Here is a 22397-nt window from a genome sequence, read left to right as displayed (position 1 = left end):
CTAATTCCCTTTTGACACAATCTTCCGAATCTTGTCCATAACAGCTACTGTCTCATCTACACTGCGAATCGCACACATAATCGTGTCATCCCCTGCGATACAGCCCACTACTTCTTTCCATTTCATAGCGTCGATTGCCGCTGCAACTGCCATTGCCATGCCTGAGACCGTTTTAATTACAAGAATATTCTGTGCCATATCCATTGAAATATACCCGTCTTTCAATACACGGATATACTTCTCACTCATCCCGTCTTCTTCGGGCCTCAGCACTACATATTTTTGCTTTCCGCCATCCACTGATACCTTGGTAAGCTTCAGGTCACGGATGTCTCTGGAAACGGTTGCCTGAGTTACTTTGAATCCCGCATTATTCAGACGCTCCGCCAGTTCCTCCTGTGTTTCAATATCATTCTGGCTAATTAATTCGATTATTTTTGCATGACGACTGACCTTCATTGTTCTAGTTTCCTTTCATTTTCTTGCGCATAGTCTTCATAAAACTCTCTTTACTCAGTTTTATCAGCTTTGTTGTCTCACGTGCCTTCCTGATCAGAATCTTGTCGCCTGTCACAAGTGGTATTGTACTTGCCCCGTCAAACGTCACGCTGGCATGTTCTGTCCTTCCGTAACGGCCTTCGCATATTTCCACTTCTATCGTATCCTCTGCGGAAAGAACGATGCTGCTCGTATTGAGCGCATGTGAACAGATTGGTGTAATCACAAACATGCTTGCAGTCGGTTCCACAATCGGGCCGCCCGCCGACAGGTTATATCCTGTAGTCCCTGTCGGTGTGGATATGATTACACCATCTGCCAGATAACTGTTCAGCATCTCCCCGTTGACATAGACATTGAAATGCACGACACGCAGACTTCCTTCCCTCGTCACCACGATATCGTTCATCGCCACATCATCTATGAGTCCCTCTACCGTACCATGCATCATCATACGCTGTTCAATATCCGGTACCGTAGTAAATAACCGGTCCAGTGCTTTTTGATAATCTCTAAGCTCTACCTCTGTAAGATACCCCAGCGTCCCAAGATTAATTCCAAGCAGCGGTATATTATGACCTTCCAGTTCCCGTGCGGCGCGGATCAGTGTACCGTCACCGCCAAGCACAAGTGCACACTCCATGCCCTTCGGCACCGTACCGGGGATGATATGGCCTTCCTCATCCTTTTCCGATAAAATGCACTTCCTGTTATTCCTTTCGATATAGCCCATGATCTCTTTTGTAATTTTGAGGTCACCGTCCTTGAGCATATTCGTTATCATATAAAAATTATCCATTCCCCACCTCTTACTTTGCCAGTGTTTCAAACGCCCTGTCCACGACAGACTGAAGATCAACTGCAATCTCAGGTGCACCTTCTGCACACTTTTTTAAATGAATCAGGTACTCGATGTTTCCCTCGGGTCCCTTGATAGGTGAAAAGTCGATATTTAAGATCTCAAATCCTATGGAATTTGCATAGGACGCCACTTTTTCTATGACCTCATGGTGCGTACTGCGTTCCCTCACGACACCCTTTTTTCCGACCTTCTCACGGCCTGCTTCGAACTGAGGTTTGATCAGCGCCACGATTTCCCCATCCTCTGTCAGATAATTGCGGATCGGTTCCAGTACCTTTGTCAGGGAGATAAAGGAGACATCAATGGATGAAAAATCCACCGGCTCGCCGATGTCCTCAGGTGTCACATAACGGATATTCGTCTTCTCCATACAGACCACCCGCTCATCCTGCCGCAGTTTCCAGTCCAGCTGCCCTCTTCCCACATCTATGGCAAATACTTTCACTGCACCGTTCTGAAGCATGCAGTCTGTAAAACCGCCCGTGGAGGAGCCCACATCCGTACATACCTTTCCTTCCACTGTAACGTCAAAATTAGCAAGTGCCTTCTCCAGCTTCAGCCCGCCGCGGCTAACATAGGGCAGCGTATGCCCCTTCACCTCGATCCGGACTTCTTCCGGGAAGGAGGAACCCGCCTTGTCCTCTCTCTGCCCGTCCACGAATACATTGCCGGACATAATGATTGCCTTTGCTTTTTCTCTGGATTCTGCAAGGTTTCGTTTTACCAGCAGAACATCTAATCGTTCCTTCATGTCTATTCTTTCCTTATCGTCAAGTATTCTGTAATAATCTGTTTTACGATGGTCTCCTCGTCCAGGCCGACTTCCCTGCGCAGCACATCTACATTGCCGTGCTCTACATAATCATCGGGTATCCCGATATTCAGCATATGCACACCCAGACGCGCCCTTGAGACATATTCCAGAACCTGTTCGCCATATCCGCCTGTTAGGACGTTTTCCTCGATTGTGACGAAAAGCTCATGTTCCGCAGCCAGCTGTTCCAGTACATCCTGATCCAGCGGCTTGACAAACCTTGCATTGACCAGACTGCAGCTGTACCCGATATCTTTTAACCGGATCCGCACCTTCTCAGCGATAGAAGCCATATGCCCTACAAAAAAGATTGCAATATCTTCTTCCTCATACAAGATCTCACTTCGGCCATACTGCAGCTTTTCACGGAACTCTTTCAGCCCCTCGTACGCTTCCCCGCGAGGATACCTCAGAGCAACCGGATAACCGAAGTCAACCGCAAAACGTACCATATCCGCCATCTCCCAGCGGTTCTTGGGAGACATAACCGTCATATTCGGGATGGTGGATAAAAACGAAAGGTCGAACAGTCCCTGATGGGTCTCCCCGTCACTTCCCACCAGGCCCGCACGGTCCACGGCAAGCACAACGGGAAGCTTCTGCAGGCAGATATCGTGTATTGTCTGGTCATATGCCCTCTGCAGGAACGAGGAGTACAGGGCAACCACCGGTTTCATTCCGCCTGCCGCCAGTCCCGCCGCAAAGGTAAGTGCATGTTCCTCCGCGATCCCCACATCAAAAAACCGGTCAGGGAAATACTTCTGGAAACGGTCCAGCCCGGTACCCCCTGCCATTGCTGCAGTGATTGCAGTGACCTTTTCATCATGTCTGCCAATATCGCACAAAACCTTTGAAAAGACATCCGTATAGCTGTCTTTTCCGCCGGAGGACTTAGCCTCCCCCGTTTCTATCACGAAAGGACCTGTCCCGTGGAATCTGGAAGGATTCTTCTCCGCTGGTTCATAGCCTTTGCCCTTTTTTGTCAGCACATGGACAAGGACCGCATGGTCAACACGCTTGGCCTCATTTAAGATTTTGTAAAGTTTTCTCACGTCATGTCCGTCCACAGGACCGAGATACGTGATCCCCATATCCTCGAAAAACATACCGGGGACGATTAGCTGCTTTAATCCGCTCTTCGTCTTTTTCATCTGGTGCACGATCTTCTCTCCCTGTACGGGAATTTTCATAAGCGTATCTTCCACGCCTTTTTTCAAGCCGACATATGCCTCTGCCGTACGCAGGCCGTTCAGATATCTGGACATGCCTCCCACATTCTCAGAAATAGACATATTGTTGTCATTGAGAACGATGATAAAATTACTTTTCAGGCGTGCGGCATTATTCAATGCCTCATAAGCCATTCCACCCGTCATGGAACCGTCCCCAATGATGGACACGACATGGTGTTCTTCTCCCAGAATGTCTCTGGCAGCCACATACCCGAGCCCTGCCGAGATGGATGTAGAACTGTGGCCCGTATCAAAGGCATCACAGTCACTTTCCTTGCGCTTTGGGAACCCGCTCATGCCGCCATACTTCCGAAGATCATCAAACCCGGCCCTCCGGCCTGTCAGAAGCTTATGGGTATATGCCTGATGCCCCACATCCCAGATCAGCTTGTCGTCAGGCAGGTCGAATACCAGATGCAGGGCCATAGTAAGCTCCACCACGCCCAGGTTCGACGCCAGATGGCCCCCCGTATTACTAATTTTTTCGATTAGAAATTCCCTGATCTCTTCCGCCAGCGGCCCCAGTTCTTCCGGCTCCAGTTCTTTTATATCGTTTTCCTTTTGAATTTTCTCCAGTATCATAAGGAATCCCTCTCTCTTACTTAGTTTCAGCCCTAAAGCAGTCTGCCTGCTCTTTACGGTACTTTTTTATTTGTCACGGCTAATCAGTGACACCAGCAGTTCCTTTAGGTAGTCATCCTTTGGATTCAGGCCATCCAGCTTTAGTACTGCCTCTTGTGAAATCTGTTCCACAAGTTTTTTAGCCTCCTCAAGCCCTTTCCATGTGACGTAAGTAGTCTTCTCGTTCTTCTCGTCACTGTGGATTGGTTTACCAAGCACCTCGGCGGTGCTGGTGACATCAAGGATATCATCCTGAATCTGGAAAGCCAGTCCAACCTTGCCTGCTATCTCTTCTACTGTTTTAACCTGCGCCTCATTCGCACCGGAAAGCACCGCCCCGATCATCATTGACGATTCCATCAAAGCCCCTGTCTTTAATTGGTAAATGAAATCCAGTACTTCTCCGGAAACAGTTGTTCCGGCAGACTTTACATCTACCACCTGGCCGCCTATCATCCCGTAGATTCCTGCTTTACCGGCCAGAATCTGAATGGCCCGCCCAATCCTCAGACTGTCCTTGGCAGACAGGTCAAAGGCCTTCGCAGCAGTCTCAAACGCGTAATTCAGTAGTGCGTCACCGGCCAGAATACCCATGTCCTCCCCGTACACAACATGGGTCGTCTTTCTTCCGCGGCGGTAGTCATCATTATCCATCGCCGGCAGATCATCATGAACAAGGGAGTAAGTATGGATCATCTCTATCGCCGCCATGAACGGTTCAATTACAACATCATTCCCGCCGAACAGCCTGTAAGTCTCCTGCATCAGCATGGGCCTGAGTCTCTTGCCGCCCGCCATCAGGCTGTATTCCATTGCTTCCATAATCACTTTCTGGAAGCCTTCCTTCTCAGGGAGGTATTTTCTCAGTATACGTTCAATTTCTTCTACTTTTTTCTGGTATGCTTCTTTAAAATTCATGAGTCTCTCCATCCTCATCCAGTATCTGAACCTTTTTCTCTACAGTATCGATTGTTTCGTTGCACTCTTTTAGCATCTCCATCCCCTTCTGATAAAGCTGGAATGATTCTTCCAGAGATACATCCTCCCCTTCCAGTCTGGCAACAACCCCGTCCAGACTTTCGAACAATTCCTCCAGAGAGAGCTTCTTCTCCTGTTTGGCTTCTTTCGCCTTAGCGGCCGTCTTACCTGCCATCTTCTGTCACCTCCGCAATCTCTTTTACCTCTGCACGGATACTTCCATCCGTCATATAAATTCTTACTAGATCCCCCTGTTTTGTCTGATGCACAGACTTTATATTTTCACCGGCATTCCCTTCCACATAGGAATACCCCTGGTTCAGCTTTGCAAGGGGCGATAAACCTTTCATCTGTTCTACATAGAGTGCAAACCGGTGCCGCTTCTTCCTAAGACAGTCTTCCATCAAAAACCGCAGTCTCTGCTCCGTATCTGCCGCACGTTGTCTCTGCTGAAGCAGCTTCTGCCTCGGATGTGCCAGTTTTAACTTCAGTGCAGCCTGTCCTGCACGGCTTCTCTCCCTCGTAATCCGCTGCATCATACTGCGCCTCATGCGCGCCTCATATTCCCGCATCACACCGGCGGTCCCGAGATATTCATAAACGGCCAGCTCTGCCGCAGCCGAGGGCGTCGGTGCACGTAAATCAGCAACATAATCGGCGATCGTTGTATCAGTCTCATGTCCGACCGCAGAAATCACCGGTACACGGCAGTCAAATATCGCCCTTGCAACCGCCTCTTCGTTAAAAGCCCAGAGGTCTTCGATCGAACCGCCCCCGCGGCCAACGATCATGACATCCACGCCTTTTTCCTCCAGTGTCCTGATTCCGCGGACAATACTCTGTACCGCCCCTTCCCCCTGCACAAGAGCAGGGTACAGAATCAGCTGCACATAAGGGTTCCTGCGGGACGCAATATTGATAATATCACGCACGGCAGCACCCGTAGGCGCCGTCACAATCCCGACTGTCTTTACATATTGGGGAATAGGCTGTTTGTAGTCCTTAGCAAACATGCCCATCTCTTCCAGTTCCTTTTTCAGTGCCTCAAACTTCTCATAAAGGAGCCCCGCGCCGTCAAGTATGATTTCTTTTGCATAGAGCTGGTACTTTCCATCCCTCTCATATACACTGACAGATCCCAGCACAACCACCTGCTGGCCCTCCTGCATACGAAAAGAAAGCCCTGACCGCGAACCCGCGAACATTACGCAGGCTATCGTGCCGGACTCATCCTTTAACGAAAAATATATATGCCCTGACGTATGATATTTACAATTAGACACCTCACCCTTGATATATATCCTGTTCAGCATAAAGTCCTGAGTGAACATATTCTTAATATATGTGTTAACCTGCCTTACTGTATAGACATTACGCATCTTTCTGTTTATCCTTCTCTGACCTTTCATCTGTCAGCTTTGCAAGTACGCCATTCACAAATGCAGGCCCTTCTTCGCCGCTGAATCTCTTCGCCAGTTCCACAGCCTCGTTGATCGCAACCCCTGTCGGCACATCATCATCCCACTTCATCTCATAAACTGCAAGACGCAGAATCGTAAGATCAACCTTGCTCATCCTTATAGTCTTCCACCCGGTCGTCTTCTCATTCAAAATCTTGTCAATTTCTTCCACTCTGGACACAATTGCTTCGAACTTGGTCTTTATGTATTCTTTATCATCATCTGAAGCACTCAGCAGATTTTCAAAATAAAGCTCCAGGTGCTCCGGCATATCACTCATCTCATTAAATTCAATCTGGAACAGCATCTTAAAAATATGTTCCCGAAGTTCTCTTCTTACCATAGTGTCTCCTTTCCATTTACATCCGTTAGAAAATAAAGGATGTATTGCGACCTAATCATTATACAACACAATCCCCACCCATTGCAATTTAAAAATGCGGTTGTTTTGGTATGGGCCGCTTGACAGGAGGGGACACGAGGGGCGGGGGTGGGGTTGGATTGCAGATCATTCCACTAAGCAGGTCTAAATAAAAATGAGCCGGATCAGCGGAAATCCAAGGGATGCGCTCTGTTTGCCCTATGCAAACAAAGCTTAGCCTTTGTTGAAATTTGTTTTGGAAAACAAATTTCATTCCGCTGATCCGACTCATTTTTATTAAGTCCTGCTAAGTTTCATTTATGCCAATCCAACCCCACCCCCGCCCCTCGTGCCCCCTCCCGTCAAGCTAGGTACATCCAATCACAAAAAACCATGCTCCCCTGCGGGGCTCACTGCCATAAGATCGTATAAATTCGCTGGAGTTCTCAATGTCAATACCAATATCAATATCAGCCTAATAATTTAATATCTTAAAAATTAAATTGTGGATAATCCTCATACTCATCCGGCAATTCATAACTATAATAATCCAGCCTTTTGATAAGTGTCGATTGCTGATCAGGAAATATCCACTCATTTAAATAGTCAATAAAATCTGTGGCTACGTAGACAGCACATTTTCTTCCATTACGATTTTACTAAAACACAATCATGACCTGAGTTATCACTGTCTAAAATGATTTCTTCAATTAAATTCACAGCCTCACCGCCGAGGGTTCGCTTGCTTCGCTCAAAGTGCTTCCACACAATCAGAATAGGTTCTCCATAATCATGTCTCCCAAACCCGCCACGTAGAATATCATTAAATGCATCTAAATTTCTTTCGCACGGTATCACCTCCAAGACACATTTCAACAAATACCGTTTATATATTTACTTATCAATTGATACGATCCTAACCGCTGAAGCCATTCCACCATCGCCATAAGATGGGGTTTTAATAAAACTACTTGCTGATTCACTTAACTTTTGACCTTTTTTTATTGAATAAATAATTTCATTTTCCCATCCAAGTAACCTTGAATTAGAAATAGTTTCAATATCCAGTAATACATTTGTGATATTATTGCAATAACTACTCTTATGTTTTTCTATGATATAACGCATAAGTTCAAGTCGCTTATCCATACTTTTTATATTTGCAGAAGCAGGGGCAGTTCGATAGTTAATCAATGGTTTTTCAATAATTCCAACATGTGCGTCTGGTGTAGTTTCTAGCATACTTAAAAAGAAATCCCAGTCCTCAAAGCCTGAACGCATAGTTTCATCATAACCCTTACATTGTTCATAAAATTTCTTACGAAAAATATGTGTTGCTGGACAACAATTGTGAGATAAGAAAGGTACTATATTTCCGCCAGTAGGACAAACAGTAGCATCTAAAACTCCAAAAGTGTGCATCCAAGACGAAGCTATAACCATTTGGGGATCATCGCAGAGTAATTTGCTAACATTTTCAATATATTCGGATTCGAGTTTATCATCTCCGTCAAGAACTAAAACCATTGATGATTGAGTTTTTTTGATACCAGCATTTCTTGCTGCCGATACTCCACCATTCGATTGAAAATGTATAGTTATCGGAATTGGTAATTCAGAATTATTTTTTATACTGCTTAATATATCAAGAGAATATCTATCTGTTGTGCCATCGTCTACAATGATTATTCCTTTGGGCAATAGTGTTTGGTTACATACTGATTGAACTGCTTCCAAAATCATGAACCCTTGATTGTAACTCGTTATAACAACCTCAATATCTATAAAATTCATTCCAATTTTCACCCTGCTTTCAAATTATAGCTTCAACTTCAAATACATATCCATATTCCGAAAGTGGAAGACTTCCAATCAGTGCACCATCATTGCTGTTATCTCCAACATAGCGGTTTACTCCCCGCATCAGCTTCCGCAGGAAGCGCTATGCATACGGCCGGAAGAAGCCCAGCTTTGTGAGGGGGCGGGTGGTGAGCTGGGCTGGATGGGCCTGTGCCGTTGCAGAGTGCTTAAAGTGCGGCTTACGAATTCTTAGAATAAAAAAGCGGAAAACAGAGGGAGAAACGTGATTCCGAATCACGTTTCTGGCTGACCCGGAGCGGGAAAATATCAATTTTCCCGTGATGTGTCAGCCGTACTTCTGTTTTCCGCTTTTTTGTTCTTAGAATCCGTTAGCAAACGACGTGCACTCTGCAGCGGTACAGGCCCATCCGGCACAGCTCACCGCCCGTCCCCTCACAAAGCGGACCCCTGTCGCCCACTTGCCATCCGCTATCCTACTCCTGATTCTCCATCTCGACGCCTGCTACTTTGATGTTGACGTCTGCTACTTCGAGTCCTGTCATGTTCTCGACAGCATTTTTTACTTTTTCCTGTACCTTGGAAGAGATCTCCATGATACTGTAGTTATATTTCAGGTTCAGTGCCAGTGATACGGTCACTACGCCCTCAAGCACGTCCACCTTTACGCCTTTGGAAAGGTTCTTCATGCCGAGCTTGCTGATCAGCTCGTTTGTGATATTCCCTGCCATTGATGCAACACCCTCTACTTCTGTAGCGGCCAGTGCTGCTATGATTGCAACTACTTCGTCTGCAATCTTAACTTCTCCTAAACTGGAGTCGTTCTGTATTGAATAGGTATTTCTTTCATCCTTTGCCATTTGTAAAAACCTCCTGTCGGTTTGAATCTTTTTTCATCCTTTTTACATTATAACAAATATCCCTATGTTTGCAAAGGGAAATATCAGGAACGTCCGAATTCAGAAAGCCTTAAGTCCTTGTTGCGGTCCAGTGTCATGCGAATGCTCCACTCGTGTGCAAACAACAAAAGCGGACGGTCTTTTAAGTCCTTGATCTTCTTCATGTCTGAGGTTCCTACCAGTTTATCCATGTTGATCTCTTCATTTTCAATCCATCTGATATATTCATACGGAAGGTTTTCCAGACGGATTTCAACATTGTATTCGTTCTTCAGGCGGTATTTCAGTACGTCGAACTGCAGAACGCCTACTACACCGACAATGATCTCCTCCATACCGGTATTGTATTCCTGGAATATCTGAATCGCACCTTCCTGTGCGATCTGGTTGATTCCTTTTACGAACTGCTTCCGTTTCATAGTATCCATCTGCCGCACTCTTGCGAAGTGTTCCGGTGCAAAGGTTGGGATTCCCTCGTATGCAAACCGTTCTTTCGATGTTGTAAGTGTATCCCCGATAGAAAAAATACCGGGGTCAAAAATACCGATGATGTCGCCGCCGTATGCATTTTCGATGATCTTTCTCTCGCTTGCCATCATCTGCTGGGGCTGGGACAGGCGCACTTCTTTCCCGCCCTGTATATGATAGACGGACATCCCTGCTTCAAACGCACCGGAACAGATTCTCATAAATGCGATTCTGTCTCTGTGTGCCTTATTCATATTCGCCTGAATCTTAAATACAAATGCAGAAAAATCCTCTTCTTTCATGGGATCAATCTCACCGTGATCCGACATCCTGGGAAGCGGTGAGGTTGTCATTTTCAGGAAGTGCTCCAGAAATGTCTCAACTCCAAAGTTTGTCAATGCAGATCCGAAGAATACGGGGGAAAGTTCTCCCTTATTAACCATCTCCTGATCAAATTCCGCTGAAGCGCCATCCAGCAGTTCAATCTCGTCCTCCAGAGCGATCTTCGCCTCTGTACCCAGTATCCAGTCAAGCTCCGGGTTATTGACATCAATCTTGCGCACTTCACCTGTTGTGGTGCCTTTATTTGTATCGGAAAAGAGTTCTACTTCCTTCTGCTCCCTGTCAAATACCCCTTTAAAAGCCTTTCCTGAACCAATCGGCCAGTTAATCGGGCAGGTTGCAATTCCCAGTTCCTTCTCGATCTCATCTAAAAGCTCGAAAGTATCCCTCGCCTCCCTGTCCATCTTATTGATAAACGTAAAAATCGGGATGTGCCTCATAACACAAACCTTAAACAGCTTCCTCGTCTGTGCCTCAACACCCTTTGATGCATCTATCACCATCACGGCCGAATCCGCCGCCATCAGCGTGCGGTACGTGTCCTCCGAGAAATCCTGATGCCCCGGTGTATCCAGGATGTTAATACAGAAGCCGCCATAATTAAACTGCAGCACGGATGATGTGACGGAAATACCTCTTTCCTTCTCAATCTCCATCCAGTCTGATACTGCATGCTTTGCAGTCGCTTTTCCTTTCACGGACCCCGCCTGGTTGATGGCGCCGCCATAAAGCAGGAACTTCTCCGTAAGAGTAGTCTTTCCGGCATCCGGGTGGGATATTATCGCAAATGTTCTTCTTTTCTTTATTTCATTCGTAATCTCTGACATATCTTTCAAATCTCCTATTCTGCTGCTGAACATGATGAATCATCGTAACTGTTCTGGACAGATACGAATAATTTTAACACAATAACAGGGACGCCGCAATTGTTTGCTGGAAATATTCTGCCCAATTTCCAGAATTTTTTACACGTTTGATTCTTTTTATAGATGAATTGTGCAAAATATTTCCAGTATTTATGTAGCCTTCCTATTCCCCGCTTTCATGGATAGGAGTAATTACTATATTTTCCGGTGAAATTTCTGTCTTCCTTGTCACAATATCCTCGATCTGGGCGCGGTTCGCATCTGTCAGTTCTGCACTGTCTACGACGATATCGGCAGAATCAGCCGTCAGGCTTACCACTGCATCTGAAAATCCTTTGGAAGCCATCAGTGTTTCGATTGCCACTTCCTGCTCAGAAAGCTCTGTCATCTTGACCATCTGTGCAACTGCATCCTGTTTCTCCTCATCACTGATATTTGTATTGTCGATAATTGCCTGAAGAGTTTCTTTATTCTGGGCACGGACCTGTTCTCTGGCCACTTTAGCCTGCGCTACCGTCGTATCTGTTCCGCCGTTAGTCAGCACCGCTGCCCCCGGTGTTCCTTCCACCTCGGAATCATTGCTTGCAATGTCCCCTGTCCCTGTCTCAACATCTTCTTCCGAGATGTCCAAGAGCTCCTTGTTTGCCAGCTCTGCATTTGCTTCAGTAGTACTTTTCTCCGTTTCTCCGAACAGCCGCCCTGAATAATTCAGGTATCCGGCAATGGCAATCATAACTGCCAAAGTAGTAATGATGATCTGATTTTTCTTAAATAAACGCTTCACTTGGAATCCTCCTTTTATGTATCAGTCCTTTTCATTATTTTTATTTTATGCGCCTCTACACCGAATAATGCCTGTATTGCTTCAGTAATATTCTGTACTACGACTGCATTATCTCCCCCGTCCGCGATTACAATGACACCGGCTATTTCCGGTGTCATTTCCTTACTCACATAAGGCGACTGCGAACCGTCCGCCCCCTGCTCATAGATGCTTGTTTTATCACTCGAATTGTCCTGCACGATCCTTGTGCCTCCCGAGCTGTCCTCCTCATCGGTCTTCTGGCTGCTCTGCTGCTGGTCCTTCTCTATGATTTTCTGTCCGGAAGATTTTAAGGTAATCATCACCTCTGTCTTTCCGACCCCCTCGACATATTCCAGCGCCCTGGCAACTCTGTTTTCCAGATATTCCTCATATTCCTCACTTGTATCCGGGTATCCATTATCCGCCGTGCCCGCAGACGCGGCTGAATCACTGTCCCCTGCATTTTTCTTCTTATCCGGAGTTGGAATCGCAATCACCACAAGGAGGATTCCAACGAGCAGGAGAATCAGCAGCTGATTTTTTTTAGGGAGCATTTTTTTATCTTTTAGCTTATCCAGCAGGGCTTTCCACTTATTGTCCAACCTGTATATCCTCCACTTCTACCTTATTTTGAGACTCTTCCTCCTCATGGTCAGTCCCTTCCTGATATTCTTCAGGGAGAAAATCCAGAATGTCCAGATCCTTTAAATAATCTTTCTGCCTCTCAATTTCCTCTTTTTCCATCTCATATTCCTTGCTGTGATACAGGCTGTAGAAGGTGTCTTCCTTACCTGTCAGCTTCAGAACCGGTGTAAGCATAAGCAGAATCATTACCATGCCGGAAAAAAACTGGATATATCTCTTATAGTTCTTTCCCGGAAGAATCTGGAGCACTGCCGTAATAATGACCAGATAAAATGCCAGATTCTGTATCCATTCATATAAAAACTCAAACATCTCCATCCCCCGTCAGGTTGTCGTTGCTGTCACGACCGCAATGGTAAGCAGGAATAGGACCCCTGTTGAAAATACAACCTTTACCAGAAGCTCATACCCCTCGCTCACGCTGCTGATGCACCCGGTAATCCGTTTATCCGAAACAGGCTGGACCAGAGCGGCCGCCAGTTTATACATCAGTGTCATCACTGCCATCTGCAGAATAGGGACTGCACAGACCGCGATCAGAATGGCCGCCCCCGCCATGCCGATTCCATTCTTAATCAGCACGGCAGTCCCCAGTACCACATCCGTCACACCGCCGATCGCATTGCCAATCCCCGGAATCGCCTCCGCCGCCTTTGTCAATGCACTCCTCTTAAGGGCGTCGATTGCCGGGGCCAGCATGCCCTGGATCAGATTGATTCCGATTACACAGGTTACAAGTGTCTTAAGGATCCAGGCGACCAGCTTTTTTAACAATTCCGCGAATTGGGACAGGTATTCCTCTCCCGCCAGATAGTTCATCACCTGTACCATAATATAAATGTTGACAATCGGAAGCAGGAATTTCAGAATCAGTACTTCTACAATATAGATCAGGAAAAGTACAATGTTGTAAAAAATTAGGGAACTGCTGCTTCCGGAGGCAATCGCCACAGCAAGAAAATAGCTTGGACACAGCACGCGCATAAAGTCCAGCAGGATCTCCAGATGCCCTTCGATCCCGGCCATTGCAATCCTGAATGCATTCAGGCACATCGTAATCAGCAGCATGTATAAGACATAGAAACTGATCTCGGATACCTGCTTATTCTGAAATGCATTGGAAAAATTCGTAAAGACTGCAGCTATGACTGCAATCAGCAGCATATACGCCAGATTCTGCCTGTTATACCTAAATTCATACCCCAGCTGGTCCTTTATGAACTCAAGGACCAGTTTTCCGGCATCTTGCCCTCCCCCGTCGATTAAGGAAGAGACCAGTTCCTGAAAACTCATTTTTTCATCCGGAAAGATTTTCTTAAGGCTGTCATCGATTTCCGTAAAATCAAACTCAGAGAACAGTCTGCTCTCGGTTTCACTCTCGACTTCATCGTAATCTACCGCTGGACCTTCCCCTTTCGTATCCGTTTCCGCCGCATATGCAGTCAACGGTCCCGGCCCCATTATGATGGCGGCCAGAAATACAAGACATAACATATATTCCCATTTTATTATCTTTCTTTTATGTTTCATGCCAGAAACTCCCTGATCGTCTCCAGAAGGGCGAGCAGTACCGGCATCCCGAGGGCAAGAATCGTGAGTTTGCTGAAGATTTCGATCTGGACTGCAATTGTCTGGTATCCGGCATCTTTGCAGACACTGGAAGAAAACTCGGCTATGTATGTGATTCCGATCATTTTCAGCATCGTGGCGATATAGCTTGTATCAATCTTGATATACTGGCTTATCTGGGATACCGTCCTGACAAACAGCTCCAGCTTGTCTACAATACAGACAAAGATCAGAATACTGATTGCCACACTCATATAGACACCGTATTCTGATTTGCCGCTCTTAAACTGAATAGATAAAAGCGCCCCGATGACACCGATTGCCCCGATTTGAATCATACTCATAGACGTACTCCCCTCCTGCATTTTTTATTGCTTCGTTATGCTGTCCGTGTTCCTGTGTGTCACAGAGAAAATAACTGTTTGATAGATATAAACAGGTCATAGATATAAGGCAGCACCCAGGACAATACAAGGATCAGTCCCGCAAAACTTGTAAGAAATGCCTGCTCATCTCTTCCGCTGTGTTTCAGCACCTGGCTCAGAATCGAAACCAATATTCCGACTGCTGCAATTTTAAATATCAGATTTATGGTCATGGACTCCTCCCACTTGTAGTTATATCAGTATGACAACCAGAAAGATGCCCCCCATCACACCAAGACAGTTGCTGATCCTTTTCTTTGCTGCCATTCCTTCTCTCACTTTTTCTATTTCCAGTTCCAGACGGTTCAGATAAAGCTGCATCGTCCTGCTGGATGTATCCGGGTCCAGCTGTCCCAAAAAGGTTCCAAGTTCTTTCAACTGGATGGAATGGACACTTTTCAGATGCAGTTCCTTCAAATATCTGTCAATGGAACGGTTCCATATCTTGGAAAACTCATCTTCTTCGCGGTACTCAACCTGCCTCTCCATAGCCTTAAGCCACTTCCGGTAAGGTTCCTTTGTTCTCACGGCAACTCGTCCGAACACTTCTCCCAGCGGCGCATTGGAATACTCAATCTCGCCCTTTAGCATGTACACAATATGCCGGATATACAGCAGTTTCTCCAGATACCGCTGCAATTCCGTGCCGTAGGCAATCCCTGCCCCCGTAGTCGCCGCTATAATAAGCAGGCTCCCTATAAATCTCTGCATAGCAGGCTCCCCCGTTCATCATAGATTGCCTTCACCTCTCCAGGCCGTTTTTCATTTCCCAGTACTATATAGCGTTCAAACCTGCGTTCTTTTATCAGCCTGCCAAGCACAGGCTTATCATGTGCCTCATCCATCGTAAGTCCATGTACGCTTGCAATCATCTTGCATCCGCACTGCATTGCATACTCAATCGCATGGATATCCTCCGCCGAACCGATTTCATCCACCGCAATCACCTGCGGCGCCATAGAACGGATCAGCATAATCATCCCCTCCGCCTTCGGACAACAGTCCAGCACATCGGTGCGCATTCCCAGCTCGTTCTGGGCTACTCCCAGATAGCAGCCGCCGATCTCAGACCTTTCATCAACCACGCCAACCGTACACCCTTTTACATAGGTATTTCCATCTGAAATCTGCCTTATCAGGTCCCGGATCAAGGTCGTCTTCCCGCACCTCGGCGGGGAAATAACAAGCGTATGGCACACCTGTGCATTCTTCGTAATGTAAGGCAGAATCTTATCCGCACACCCCAGTACCTCATGGGACATCCTTATATTCACGGAAGAAATGTACTGGAGATTCTTCACGTGGTCTCCTTCCAGTACTGCTTTTCCCATCACTCCCACACGGTGCCCTCCTTCAATGGTAATGAATCCCTGTCTCATCTCATGTTCATAGGCATAGAGTGAGTAATGACTGGTATATTCCAGTGTCTCCCTGATCTCATCTCTCGTAACAACGTGTCCTTCCGGCTGCCCATTTGGCAGTATCCGTTCCTCATTGTTATAAATGACCATCAGAGGCTTCCCAATCCGAAGCCGGATTTCCTGTACCTTTTTAAAATCCAGAGCCTCATTCTCAACAACTGAACGGACCGGACGCGCAAGTACCTGAAGCACCTGCTGTTTTCTGCTATTTTCATTCATCTTGTCCACCTCTTTAAACAATATATGAGGGGATCTATAAAATATGAGTAGTAATTGAGGGATTTATTTGATTAATTTAAGAACTGAGTAAGACTCCGCCAGACTGCGGAGGCTTACTCAGATTTATGATTAAAAATGCCCCGGTGCCAGAATGCACCCCTTCTTTGCTGGAATTTGAATCAAAAGTTTCCATTTTCAGGGAGGGACTCCTGATTGTGCCTGGGGGCACGCTTCTGGCTGGGCTGGAATATGGCGGTTATTAGATGTTTTCTGCTGACAGCTGGGCTGATATTACTGCATTGTACTTTCTCAGTTCGGATTCCGGCGGAATGATATGGGCCTCATCCGCAAGTCTTTGGATATCTGCCCTTATTTTTGTATATGTATGATCTGCCTCTTTGACTGCATTATACAGCATGCTCTGGTTTTCCCCGGTCCGGCCCTGCCTTTCCTCCAGGTTATCTATATCCCGGGCAACGAGGCCCTGCTCTGATTCACTTTCGTACAGGTCACACGCTTCTTCCAGATTAAGGCATCTCCCATCTGACAGATATTGATAAATAGAAGCTATTGGAACCAGCCCACGGTACCGATGGGCTATATCCAGGGTATTATACCGTGCCTCCAGTATTTGATTAGTCCGTATTAAATTCTGACGGCCAATATTGTATTGGAACTGGAGACTCGCTTTATAATCCTGAAAATGATTCTGGATCAGGATAACTCTATTCTTTTCTGCATCATCCCTGTCCTGCATAATTCTCATATAGCAGACAAAAACACAAACAATTATACAGAGCACAACCGTAATCTTATAGTATGTAGATATGGAACCGGCCAGCCCCGCCTCAACATTTTTCAACAATTCTTTACTCACACTATTGAACAGCGCCGTCACTGCCGATATGATCAGAATGATTAAAATGCATGGAACACACAGGAAAAATGCTGCCCGGAATGTCTCCGACAGACTTTTCCTTTTAACAGCTTCCCGGCCTGCCTCTTTTTTCAGATCAGGCGTATCATTTGTCAGATGATAAGTGATACAATCCAGTATTTTATTCTGTTCTAACACTGATATTTCCAATTCGTACAGCTCTTTTATATAACCTGCAGGATAGCTGCCTGCAGGTATTTTCTCTTTAGTCATTCTGCTTTTCTCCATAATTTCTCTTTGGTCAAGGCAATTTTAATCTAATGGATATAATTTGTCAACATCTATTAGATTATTTTTTAAACTATTGGTTATGTTTAAAATAAATCTATTAGGATATATGAGGTAAAATAATCATGAAAAAAAACATAAATGTAGGCATTGGGAAAAGAATAAGAAGCCAGCGGGAATATATGCATCTCACCAGAGAGCAGTTCGCAGAAATGATTGAAATATCGCCTCAATTCCTTGCAGATATTGAAAGCGGAAAAAAGGGAATGTCATTTACTACTCTTCAGAAGCTGTGCAGCTCACTCGGTGTTTCCTGCGATTATATCGTACTCGGTAAAACAGCAGACAGTGACACTTCAAATTTAAAAGAAATGATCAACAATATTGATGCTGAATATCTCCCGCTTGCGGAAGAACTGTTGAAGACGTTTATAAAGACCATTGCAAAAGCCGAACATAAGTAACCACTACGCAAAAAAGGAGTACAGAACTGCACGAATCATGCCGTTTCTGTACTCCTTTTTTGTGTTTTTCTCTATTCTGCCACATCTCTCATACTGAAACTGAAGCGTCCCATTTTGTCCTTGCCTAAGCATACGACTTTTACGACATCACCCAGTTTGAGTACATCTTCCACTTTATTGATTCTCTGTTTGGAAATCTTGGAAATGTGTACCATTCCTTCTTTGCCCGGTGCAAATTCTAAAAATGCCCCAAATTCTTTGATGCTGATGACTTTTCCTTCGAAGATCTGCCCCGCTTCAAAATCTGTTGTAATTGTGGCTACGATTTTAGCAGCCTCGTCCATACTTGCTTTATCTGTTCCGCAGATGGATACGGCACCGTCATCTGTAATATCAATCTTCACGCCTGTCTGTTCGATGATTGCATTAATTGTCTTTCCGCGCTGTCCTACGACATCACCGATCTTCTGTGGGTCGATCTGCATCTGCATGATCTTCGGTGCATACTGTCCGACTTCTGCCCTAGGCTCTGCAATCGTCTTATTCATGACTTCATCCAGGATATAGGTCCTTGCCTTCTTCGTGTTAGCGATTGCTTCTTCAATAATCGGTCTTGTCAGTCCGTGGATCTTGATATCCATCTGGATCGCTGTAATACCCTTATGAGTACCCGCTACTTTGAAATCCATATCTCCGAAGAAGTCTTCCAGTCCCTGAATATCTGTAAGAACAAGGTAATCATCATCAGTATCTCCTGTTACCAGTCCTGCTGATATACCTGCTACTGCCGCTTTAATCGGCACACCTGCCGCCATCAGTGACATACTGGATGCACAAATACTTGCCTGTGATGTAGAACCGTTGGATTCAAATGTCTCTGAAACTGTACGGATAGCATACGGGAATTCTGCTTCATCCGGAAGAACCGGAATCAGAGCCCTCTCTGCCAGCGCACCATGTCCGATCTCACGGCGTCCCGGTCCTCTGGATGGTCTTGTCTCTCCAACAGAGTAAGACGGGAAATTATAGTGGTGCATATATCTCTTTGATGTTTCTGCCTCATCCAGACCATCGATTCTCTGTGAATCAGATAGCGGCGCCAGAGTTGTAATTGTGCATATCTGTGTCTGGCCTCGCGTAAACATTGCAGAACCGTGCACTCTCGGGATCAGGTCTGTCTCAGCTGACAGGGCGCGGATCTGATCGATTGCACGTCCGTCCGGACGCTTGTGGTCCTTTAAGATCATCTTTCTTACAGTCTTCTTCTGGTACTGGTAAACAGCCTCTCCGAGGACAGCGAGCCATTCCTCATTTTCAGCAAATGCTTCTTCTAATTTTGAAGTGATGACACGAATATTCTCTTCTCTTGTCTGCTTGTCATCTGTGAAAACTGCCACTTCCATCTCTGACGGAGGTACAATCTCTTTGATTGCCGCGAATAATTCTTCCGGTACGGCACAGCTCTCATAAGAATGTTTCGGCTTTCCGCATTCTGCAACGATTGTTTCTACGAAAGCAATCACTTTCTGGTTCAGTTCATGAGCTGCAAAGATTGCATCAATCATCTGTGCTTCCGGTACTTCGTTAGCTCCGGCCTCGATCATGATAACCTTTTCCTTTGTAGATGCAACTGTCAGGGCAAGATCGGATATCTCTTTCTGGGCTGCTGTCGGATTGAATACAAATTCTCCGTCCACAAGACCTACCTGTGTTGTAGAAATCGGTCCGTCAAAAGGAATATCTGAGATACAGGTTGCAATCGCCGCACCTAACATAGCTGTCAGTTCCGGGCTGCAGTCCTGGTCAACTGACATAACCAGATTCTCCAGCGTTACATCGTTTCTGTAATCCTTCGGGAATAAAGGTCTCATAGGCCTGTCGATGACACGGCATGTCAGAACGGCATTCTCAGAAGCTTTTCCTTCTCTTTTATTGAATCCGCCCGGAATCTTGCCTACGGAATATAATCTTTCATTATATTCTACACTCAGAGGGAAGAAATCGATTCCTTCTCTCGGTTTTTCAGATGCTGTTGCCGTACAAAGTACTGTTGTGTCGCCATAATGCATCAATACGGCACCATTTGCCTGCTTAGCCACTCTGTCCACGTCTACGCGCAGTGTTCTGCCTGCAAGCTCCATTTCAAACTTCTTAAACATATTGTTCTCCTTTTATATATAATACATACTTCGGGACAGGAGACTCCGAAACTACTGAAAAACACATTATAGTACTAATATCCTTTTCAGTGGTCTCGGGTACTTGTTACCTGCCCACAATCTTTAATATTATAGCACAGGGCCATACCATAATCAAGAAAAAAGAACCCCGTTGGCAGTAATTATGCCGCCGGAGTCCTTTTATGTTCTGAATTATTTTCTTAATCCAAGTCTTTCGATCAAAGTACGGTATCTTTCGATATCTGTTTTCTTCAGATATGCAAGCAGTCCACGTCTCTGTCCTACCATTTTCAGAAGACCTCTTCTTGAATGGTGATCCTTCGGGTTTGCTTTGAAGTGGTCTGTCAGTTCGTTGATTCTTGCTGTCAGAATAGCGATCTGTACTTCCGGAGAACCTGTGTCTCCCTCACTTCTTCCATACTCTGCGATGATTGCCTGTTTTTTGTCCTTTGCGATCATGTTCATTTCCTCCTTTTTATTCTTTTATAAACCGCCAGGCATTAAGCAATGGTCGGAGTGATCCGATTACCGAACACCGGCTGAATTCATACTTGGATAGTATAGCATAAGAGTGCCGGAATGTAAAGCAGTATTTTTCATACTTCCTCTACTCTTCCTCTTCTTCCCCTTCATCTACATCCACGTCCTGCGGTTCCAGAATGGCGAACGCGATGTTAGTGGCATGGTCTGCCACTCGCTCGAGACCAGATATTGTATCAGAGAAGATCATTCCCGCTTCCGGAGTGCATTTTCCTTTTGTCAGACGCTTTACATGGGCTTTCTGGAGCTTCTTCTCACGGTCATCGACTTCGTCTTCCAGTGCAATCACTTCTGCCATATGTTCCTGGCTCCGGTTCGCAAACATATCAAAAGAATACTCCAGTGTTTTTTCTACCAGATCCATCATATCCTGCAGTTGTTTGACACCCTTTTCGCTGAAATCAAGGTTCTTTTCGATACGCACCTTTGCAGAATCCGCAAAATTTTCTGCATGATCCCCGATTCTTTCGATATCGTTCACCACATGGAACAGTCCCCCGACCAGCTCTGCGTCCTTCAGCGGGATATCCATCTCGTTGATGCGTACCAGATAGTTGGTAATTTCTTTATTCAGGTAATCAATGTAGCCTTCCTGCCGGTAAACTTCCGTTATCAGGTCACTGTTCATTGTACACAGTGCATCCATCCCCCGCTTCAGGTTTTCGATTGCCAGGTCCCCCATATGCTCCAGCTCATGGATTACCGCAATCACGGCCGTCGTCGGTGTAATGATTGTGCTTTTTCCGATATACTTCAGCTCATAAGCATCTTCAGGTGACGGGTCACTCCCCGGTATAAATACATACGTCGCTTTTACGACCCAGTTCATAAACGGGAATAAAAGGACTACTTCGCATATCTTAATCAATGTATGTGCATTTGCCACTGCTCTTCCTGCATTCCCGCCGGACACTCTCATGATTGCATCTGCAATCGGATTCAGCGCAAACATCAAAACTGCAAAAATGGCCACAGATCCTATGATATTAAACAGAAAGTGGATCCACGCCGCTCTTTTTGCATCCTTCTTTCCTCCAAGGCTTGCAAGCAGGGCTGACACACAGGATCCCATATTACATCCCAGAATCAGGAAAAAGCAAATGTTAAAATCCAAAAGCCCCTGTGATGCCATTAATATGATGATTCCGACCGTAGCCGATGAACTCTGCAGAACAGCCGTAATTCCAAAACCGACTAAAATTGCGGCAAGCGGATTCGTCAGTGACTTTAGAAGTGATACCATGTGCGGCGACTCACGGAGTGTGGACATTGCGTCACTCATCGTACTCAGGCCCATGAAAAGAATACCAAATCCGAGGATCACTCCGCCTATTTTCTTCACATTCTGCTTTTTGCTGAACATAAACATAACGACACCGATAATGACGAACAGTGGAGCAATATCTGACAGATTAAATGCAATCAGCTGTCCTGTCACGGTAGTACCGATGTTGGCACCCAGAATAACCCCGGCTGCCTGATACAGGTTCATAAGCCCTGAGTTTACAAAGCTTACAACCATAACTGTAGTCGCGCTCGATGACTGCACCACGGCAGTGAATAAGATACCGACCAGCATACCTACAAATCTGTTCTTTGTAAAAAATTCCAATATGGAACGCATACGCGCACCGGCCACCCGCTCCAGTCCGTCGCTCATCATCTTCATTCCAAATAAGAATAATCCGAGCCCGCCTAACAGCAGAAAAATAGTTGTTATACTCATTTGTATCTACCTAATCTCT

The 22397-nt window shown here is 45.7% G+C and carries 26 protein-coding genes; 2 read left to right on the top strand and 24 right to left on the bottom strand.

The features are described from left to right. The 20 genes from argR to spoIIIAA all read right to left on the bottom strand — a co-directional run bounded on the left by argR (position 1) and on the right by spoIIIAA (position 16303). Positions 1–459 (bottom strand): arginine repressor, encoded by a 459-nt coding sequence (argR, locus tag DWX43_RS02730; protein WP_109729268.1) that lies wholly within the window; start codon positions 457–459, stop codon positions 1–3. Between the two features lie 4 nt (positions 460–463). Then, positions 464–1297 (bottom strand): NAD(+)/NADH kinase, encoded by an 834-nt coding sequence (locus DWX43_RS02725; protein ID WP_109729267.1) that lies wholly within the window; start codon positions 1295–1297, stop codon positions 464–466. A 10-nt stretch (positions 1298–1307) separates the two neighbouring features. Further along, positions 1308–2111 carry a TlyA family RNA methyltransferase gene (locus DWX43_RS02720; protein WP_109729266.1) on the bottom strand — a complete coding sequence of 268 codons (804 nt, stop codon included), beginning with the start codon at positions 2109–2111 and terminating at the stop codon, positions 1308–1310. Between the two features lie 2 nt (positions 2112–2113). Continuing rightward, positions 2114–3988: a 1-deoxy-D-xylulose-5-phosphate synthase gene (gene dxs, locus DWX43_RS02715; RefSeq protein WP_109729265.1), complete on the bottom strand. Its 1875-nt coding sequence runs from the start codon at positions 3986–3988 to the stop codon at positions 2114–2116. Positions 3989–4054: 66 nt separating this feature from the next. Beyond that, the gene (locus DWX43_RS02710) at positions 4055–4945 is read right to left on the bottom strand and encodes a polyprenyl synthetase family protein (protein ID WP_118618634.1); all 891 of its coding nucleotides are present in this window, start codon (positions 4943–4945) and stop codon (positions 4055–4057) included. Next, a complete protein-coding gene (xseB, locus tag DWX43_RS02705; RefSeq protein ID WP_109729263.1) occupies positions 4935–5180 on the bottom strand; it encodes an exodeoxyribonuclease VII small subunit in 246 nt (81 codons plus the stop codon). The genes DWX43_RS02710 and xseB overlap by 11 nt, the downstream gene beginning before the upstream one ends. After that, the gene (xseA, locus tag DWX43_RS02700) at positions 5170–6384 is read right to left on the bottom strand and encodes an exodeoxyribonuclease VII large subunit (protein ID WP_118618632.1); all 1215 of its coding nucleotides are present in this window, start codon (positions 6382–6384) and stop codon (positions 5170–5172) included. Before xseA ends, xseB begins: the two co-directional genes overlap by 11 nt. Beyond that, the gene (gene nusB / locus DWX43_RS02695; protein WP_109729261.1) at positions 6377–6808 is read right to left on the bottom strand and encodes a transcription antitermination factor NusB; all 432 of its coding nucleotides are present in this window, start codon (positions 6806–6808) and stop codon (positions 6377–6379) included. Before nusB ends, xseA begins: the two co-directional genes overlap by 8 nt. Positions 6809–7474: 666 nt before the next feature. Beyond that, a complete protein-coding gene (locus DWX43_RS02690) occupies positions 7475–7684 on the bottom strand; it encodes a barstar family protein (protein ID WP_243099241.1) in 210 nt (69 codons plus the stop codon). Between the two features lie 36 nt (positions 7685–7720). Further along, positions 7721–8620: a glycosyltransferase family A protein gene (locus tag DWX43_RS02685; protein ID WP_118618628.1), complete on the bottom strand. Its 900-nt coding sequence runs from the start codon at positions 8618–8620 to the stop codon at positions 7721–7723. 500 nt (positions 8621–9120) lie between these two features. Further along, complete coding sequence (locus DWX43_RS02680) at positions 9121–9504, bottom strand: Asp23/Gls24 family envelope stress response protein (RefSeq protein ID WP_109729259.1); 384 nt, start codon at positions 9502–9504, stop codon at positions 9121–9123. 83 nt (positions 9505–9587) lie between these two features. Continuing rightward, complete coding sequence (locus DWX43_RS02675; protein ID WP_109729258.1) at positions 9588–11180, bottom strand: peptide chain release factor 3; 1593 nt, start codon at positions 11178–11180, stop codon at positions 9588–9590. Between the two features lie 202 nt (positions 11181–11382). Next, entirely contained in the window at positions 11383–12003 is a 621-nt protein-coding gene (locus DWX43_RS02670) for a SpoIIIAH-like family protein (RefSeq protein WP_109729257.1), read from the bottom strand. A 14-nt stretch (positions 12004–12017) separates the two neighbouring features. After that, positions 12018–12626: a stage III sporulation protein AG gene (locus tag DWX43_RS02665; RefSeq protein WP_182440602.1), complete on the bottom strand. Its 609-nt coding sequence runs from the start codon at positions 12624–12626 to the stop codon at positions 12018–12020. After that, entirely contained in the window at positions 12616–12981 is a 366-nt protein-coding gene (locus DWX43_RS02660; protein ID WP_109729256.1) for a stage III sporulation protein AF, read from the bottom strand. The genes DWX43_RS02665 and DWX43_RS02660 overlap by 11 nt, the downstream gene beginning before the upstream one ends. Positions 12982–12993: 12 nt before the next feature. After that, positions 12994–14199, bottom strand: a complete 1206-nt coding sequence (locus DWX43_RS02655) for a stage III sporulation protein AE (protein ID WP_118618626.1) — start codon at positions 14197–14199, stop codon at positions 12994–12996. Beyond that, entirely contained in the window at positions 14196–14582 is a 387-nt protein-coding gene (locus DWX43_RS02650; RefSeq protein ID WP_109729255.1) for a SpoIIIAC/SpoIIIAD family protein, read from the bottom strand. Before DWX43_RS02650 ends, DWX43_RS02655 begins: the two co-directional genes overlap by 4 nt. A gap of 59 nt (positions 14583–14641) precedes the next feature. Next, positions 14642–14836 carry a stage III sporulation protein AC gene (spoIIIAC, locus tag DWX43_RS02645; protein ID WP_109729254.1) on the bottom strand — a complete coding sequence of 65 codons (195 nt, stop codon included), beginning with the start codon at positions 14834–14836 and terminating at the stop codon, positions 14642–14644. Between the two features lie 19 nt (positions 14837–14855). Continuing rightward, a complete protein-coding gene (locus DWX43_RS02640; protein ID WP_109729253.1) occupies positions 14856–15374 on the bottom strand; it encodes a stage III sporulation protein AB in 519 nt (172 codons plus the stop codon). Continuing rightward, positions 15359–16303, bottom strand: coding sequence for a stage III sporulation protein AA (spoIIIAA, locus tag DWX43_RS02635; protein WP_109729252.1), 945 nt, complete (start codon positions 16301–16303; stop codon positions 15359–15361). Before spoIIIAA ends, DWX43_RS02640 begins: the two co-directional genes overlap by 16 nt. A 125-nt stretch (positions 16304–16428) precedes the next feature. On the opposite strand from spoIIIAA, the gene DWX43_RS26870 reads away from it, so the two are divergent. After that, positions 16429–16566, top strand: a complete 138-nt coding sequence (locus DWX43_RS26870) for a hypothetical protein (RefSeq protein WP_181368530.1) — start codon at positions 16429–16431, stop codon at positions 16564–16566. Here the strand turns inward: DWX43_RS26870 and DWX43_RS02630 are convergent. Further along, on the bottom strand, positions 16563–17453 hold the full coding sequence (locus tag DWX43_RS02630) for a hypothetical protein (RefSeq protein WP_147356284.1): 891 nt from the start codon (positions 17451–17453) through the stop codon (positions 16563–16565). The genes DWX43_RS26870 and DWX43_RS02630 overlap by 4 nt on opposite strands. A gap of 140 nt (positions 17454–17593) precedes the next feature. Here DWX43_RS02630 and DWX43_RS02625 point away from each other — a divergent pair, with 140 nt between their 5' ends. Further along, on the top strand, positions 17594–17932 hold the full coding sequence (locus DWX43_RS02625) for a helix-turn-helix transcriptional regulator (RefSeq protein WP_109729250.1): 339 nt from the start codon (positions 17594–17596) through the stop codon (positions 17930–17932). Positions 17933–18003: 71 nt separating this feature from the next. On the opposite strand, the gene DWX43_RS02620 is transcribed toward DWX43_RS02625, so the two are convergent. The 3 genes from DWX43_RS02620 to DWX43_RS02610 all read right to left on the bottom strand — a co-directional run bounded on the left by DWX43_RS02620 (position 18004) and on the right by DWX43_RS02610 (position 22378). Beyond that, positions 18004–20091 carry a polyribonucleotide nucleotidyltransferase gene (locus DWX43_RS02620; RefSeq protein WP_118618622.1) on the bottom strand — a complete coding sequence of 696 codons (2088 nt, stop codon included), beginning with the start codon at positions 20089–20091 and terminating at the stop codon, positions 18004–18006. Positions 20092–20304: 213 nt separating this feature from the next. After that, positions 20305–20571: a 30S ribosomal protein S15 gene (rpsO, locus tag DWX43_RS02615; RefSeq protein WP_047774844.1), complete on the bottom strand. Its 267-nt coding sequence runs from the start codon at positions 20569–20571 to the stop codon at positions 20305–20307. Between the two features lie 148 nt (positions 20572–20719). After that, positions 20720–22378: a Na/Pi cotransporter family protein gene (locus DWX43_RS02610; RefSeq protein ID WP_109729248.1), complete on the bottom strand. Its 1659-nt coding sequence runs from the start codon at positions 22376–22378 to the stop codon at positions 20720–20722. Positions 22379–22397 lie beyond the last annotated feature (19 nt).

It is taken from the genome of Clostridium sp. AF19-22AC, from assembly GCF_003479085.1.
Taxonomy (GTDB): domain Bacteria; phylum Bacillota; class Clostridia; order Lachnospirales; family Lachnospiraceae; genus Faecalicatena_A; species Faecalicatena_A orotica.
The sequence above is the reverse complement of the archived record's forward strand: the minus strand, read 5'-3'. Positions and strand labels throughout refer to the sequence as shown.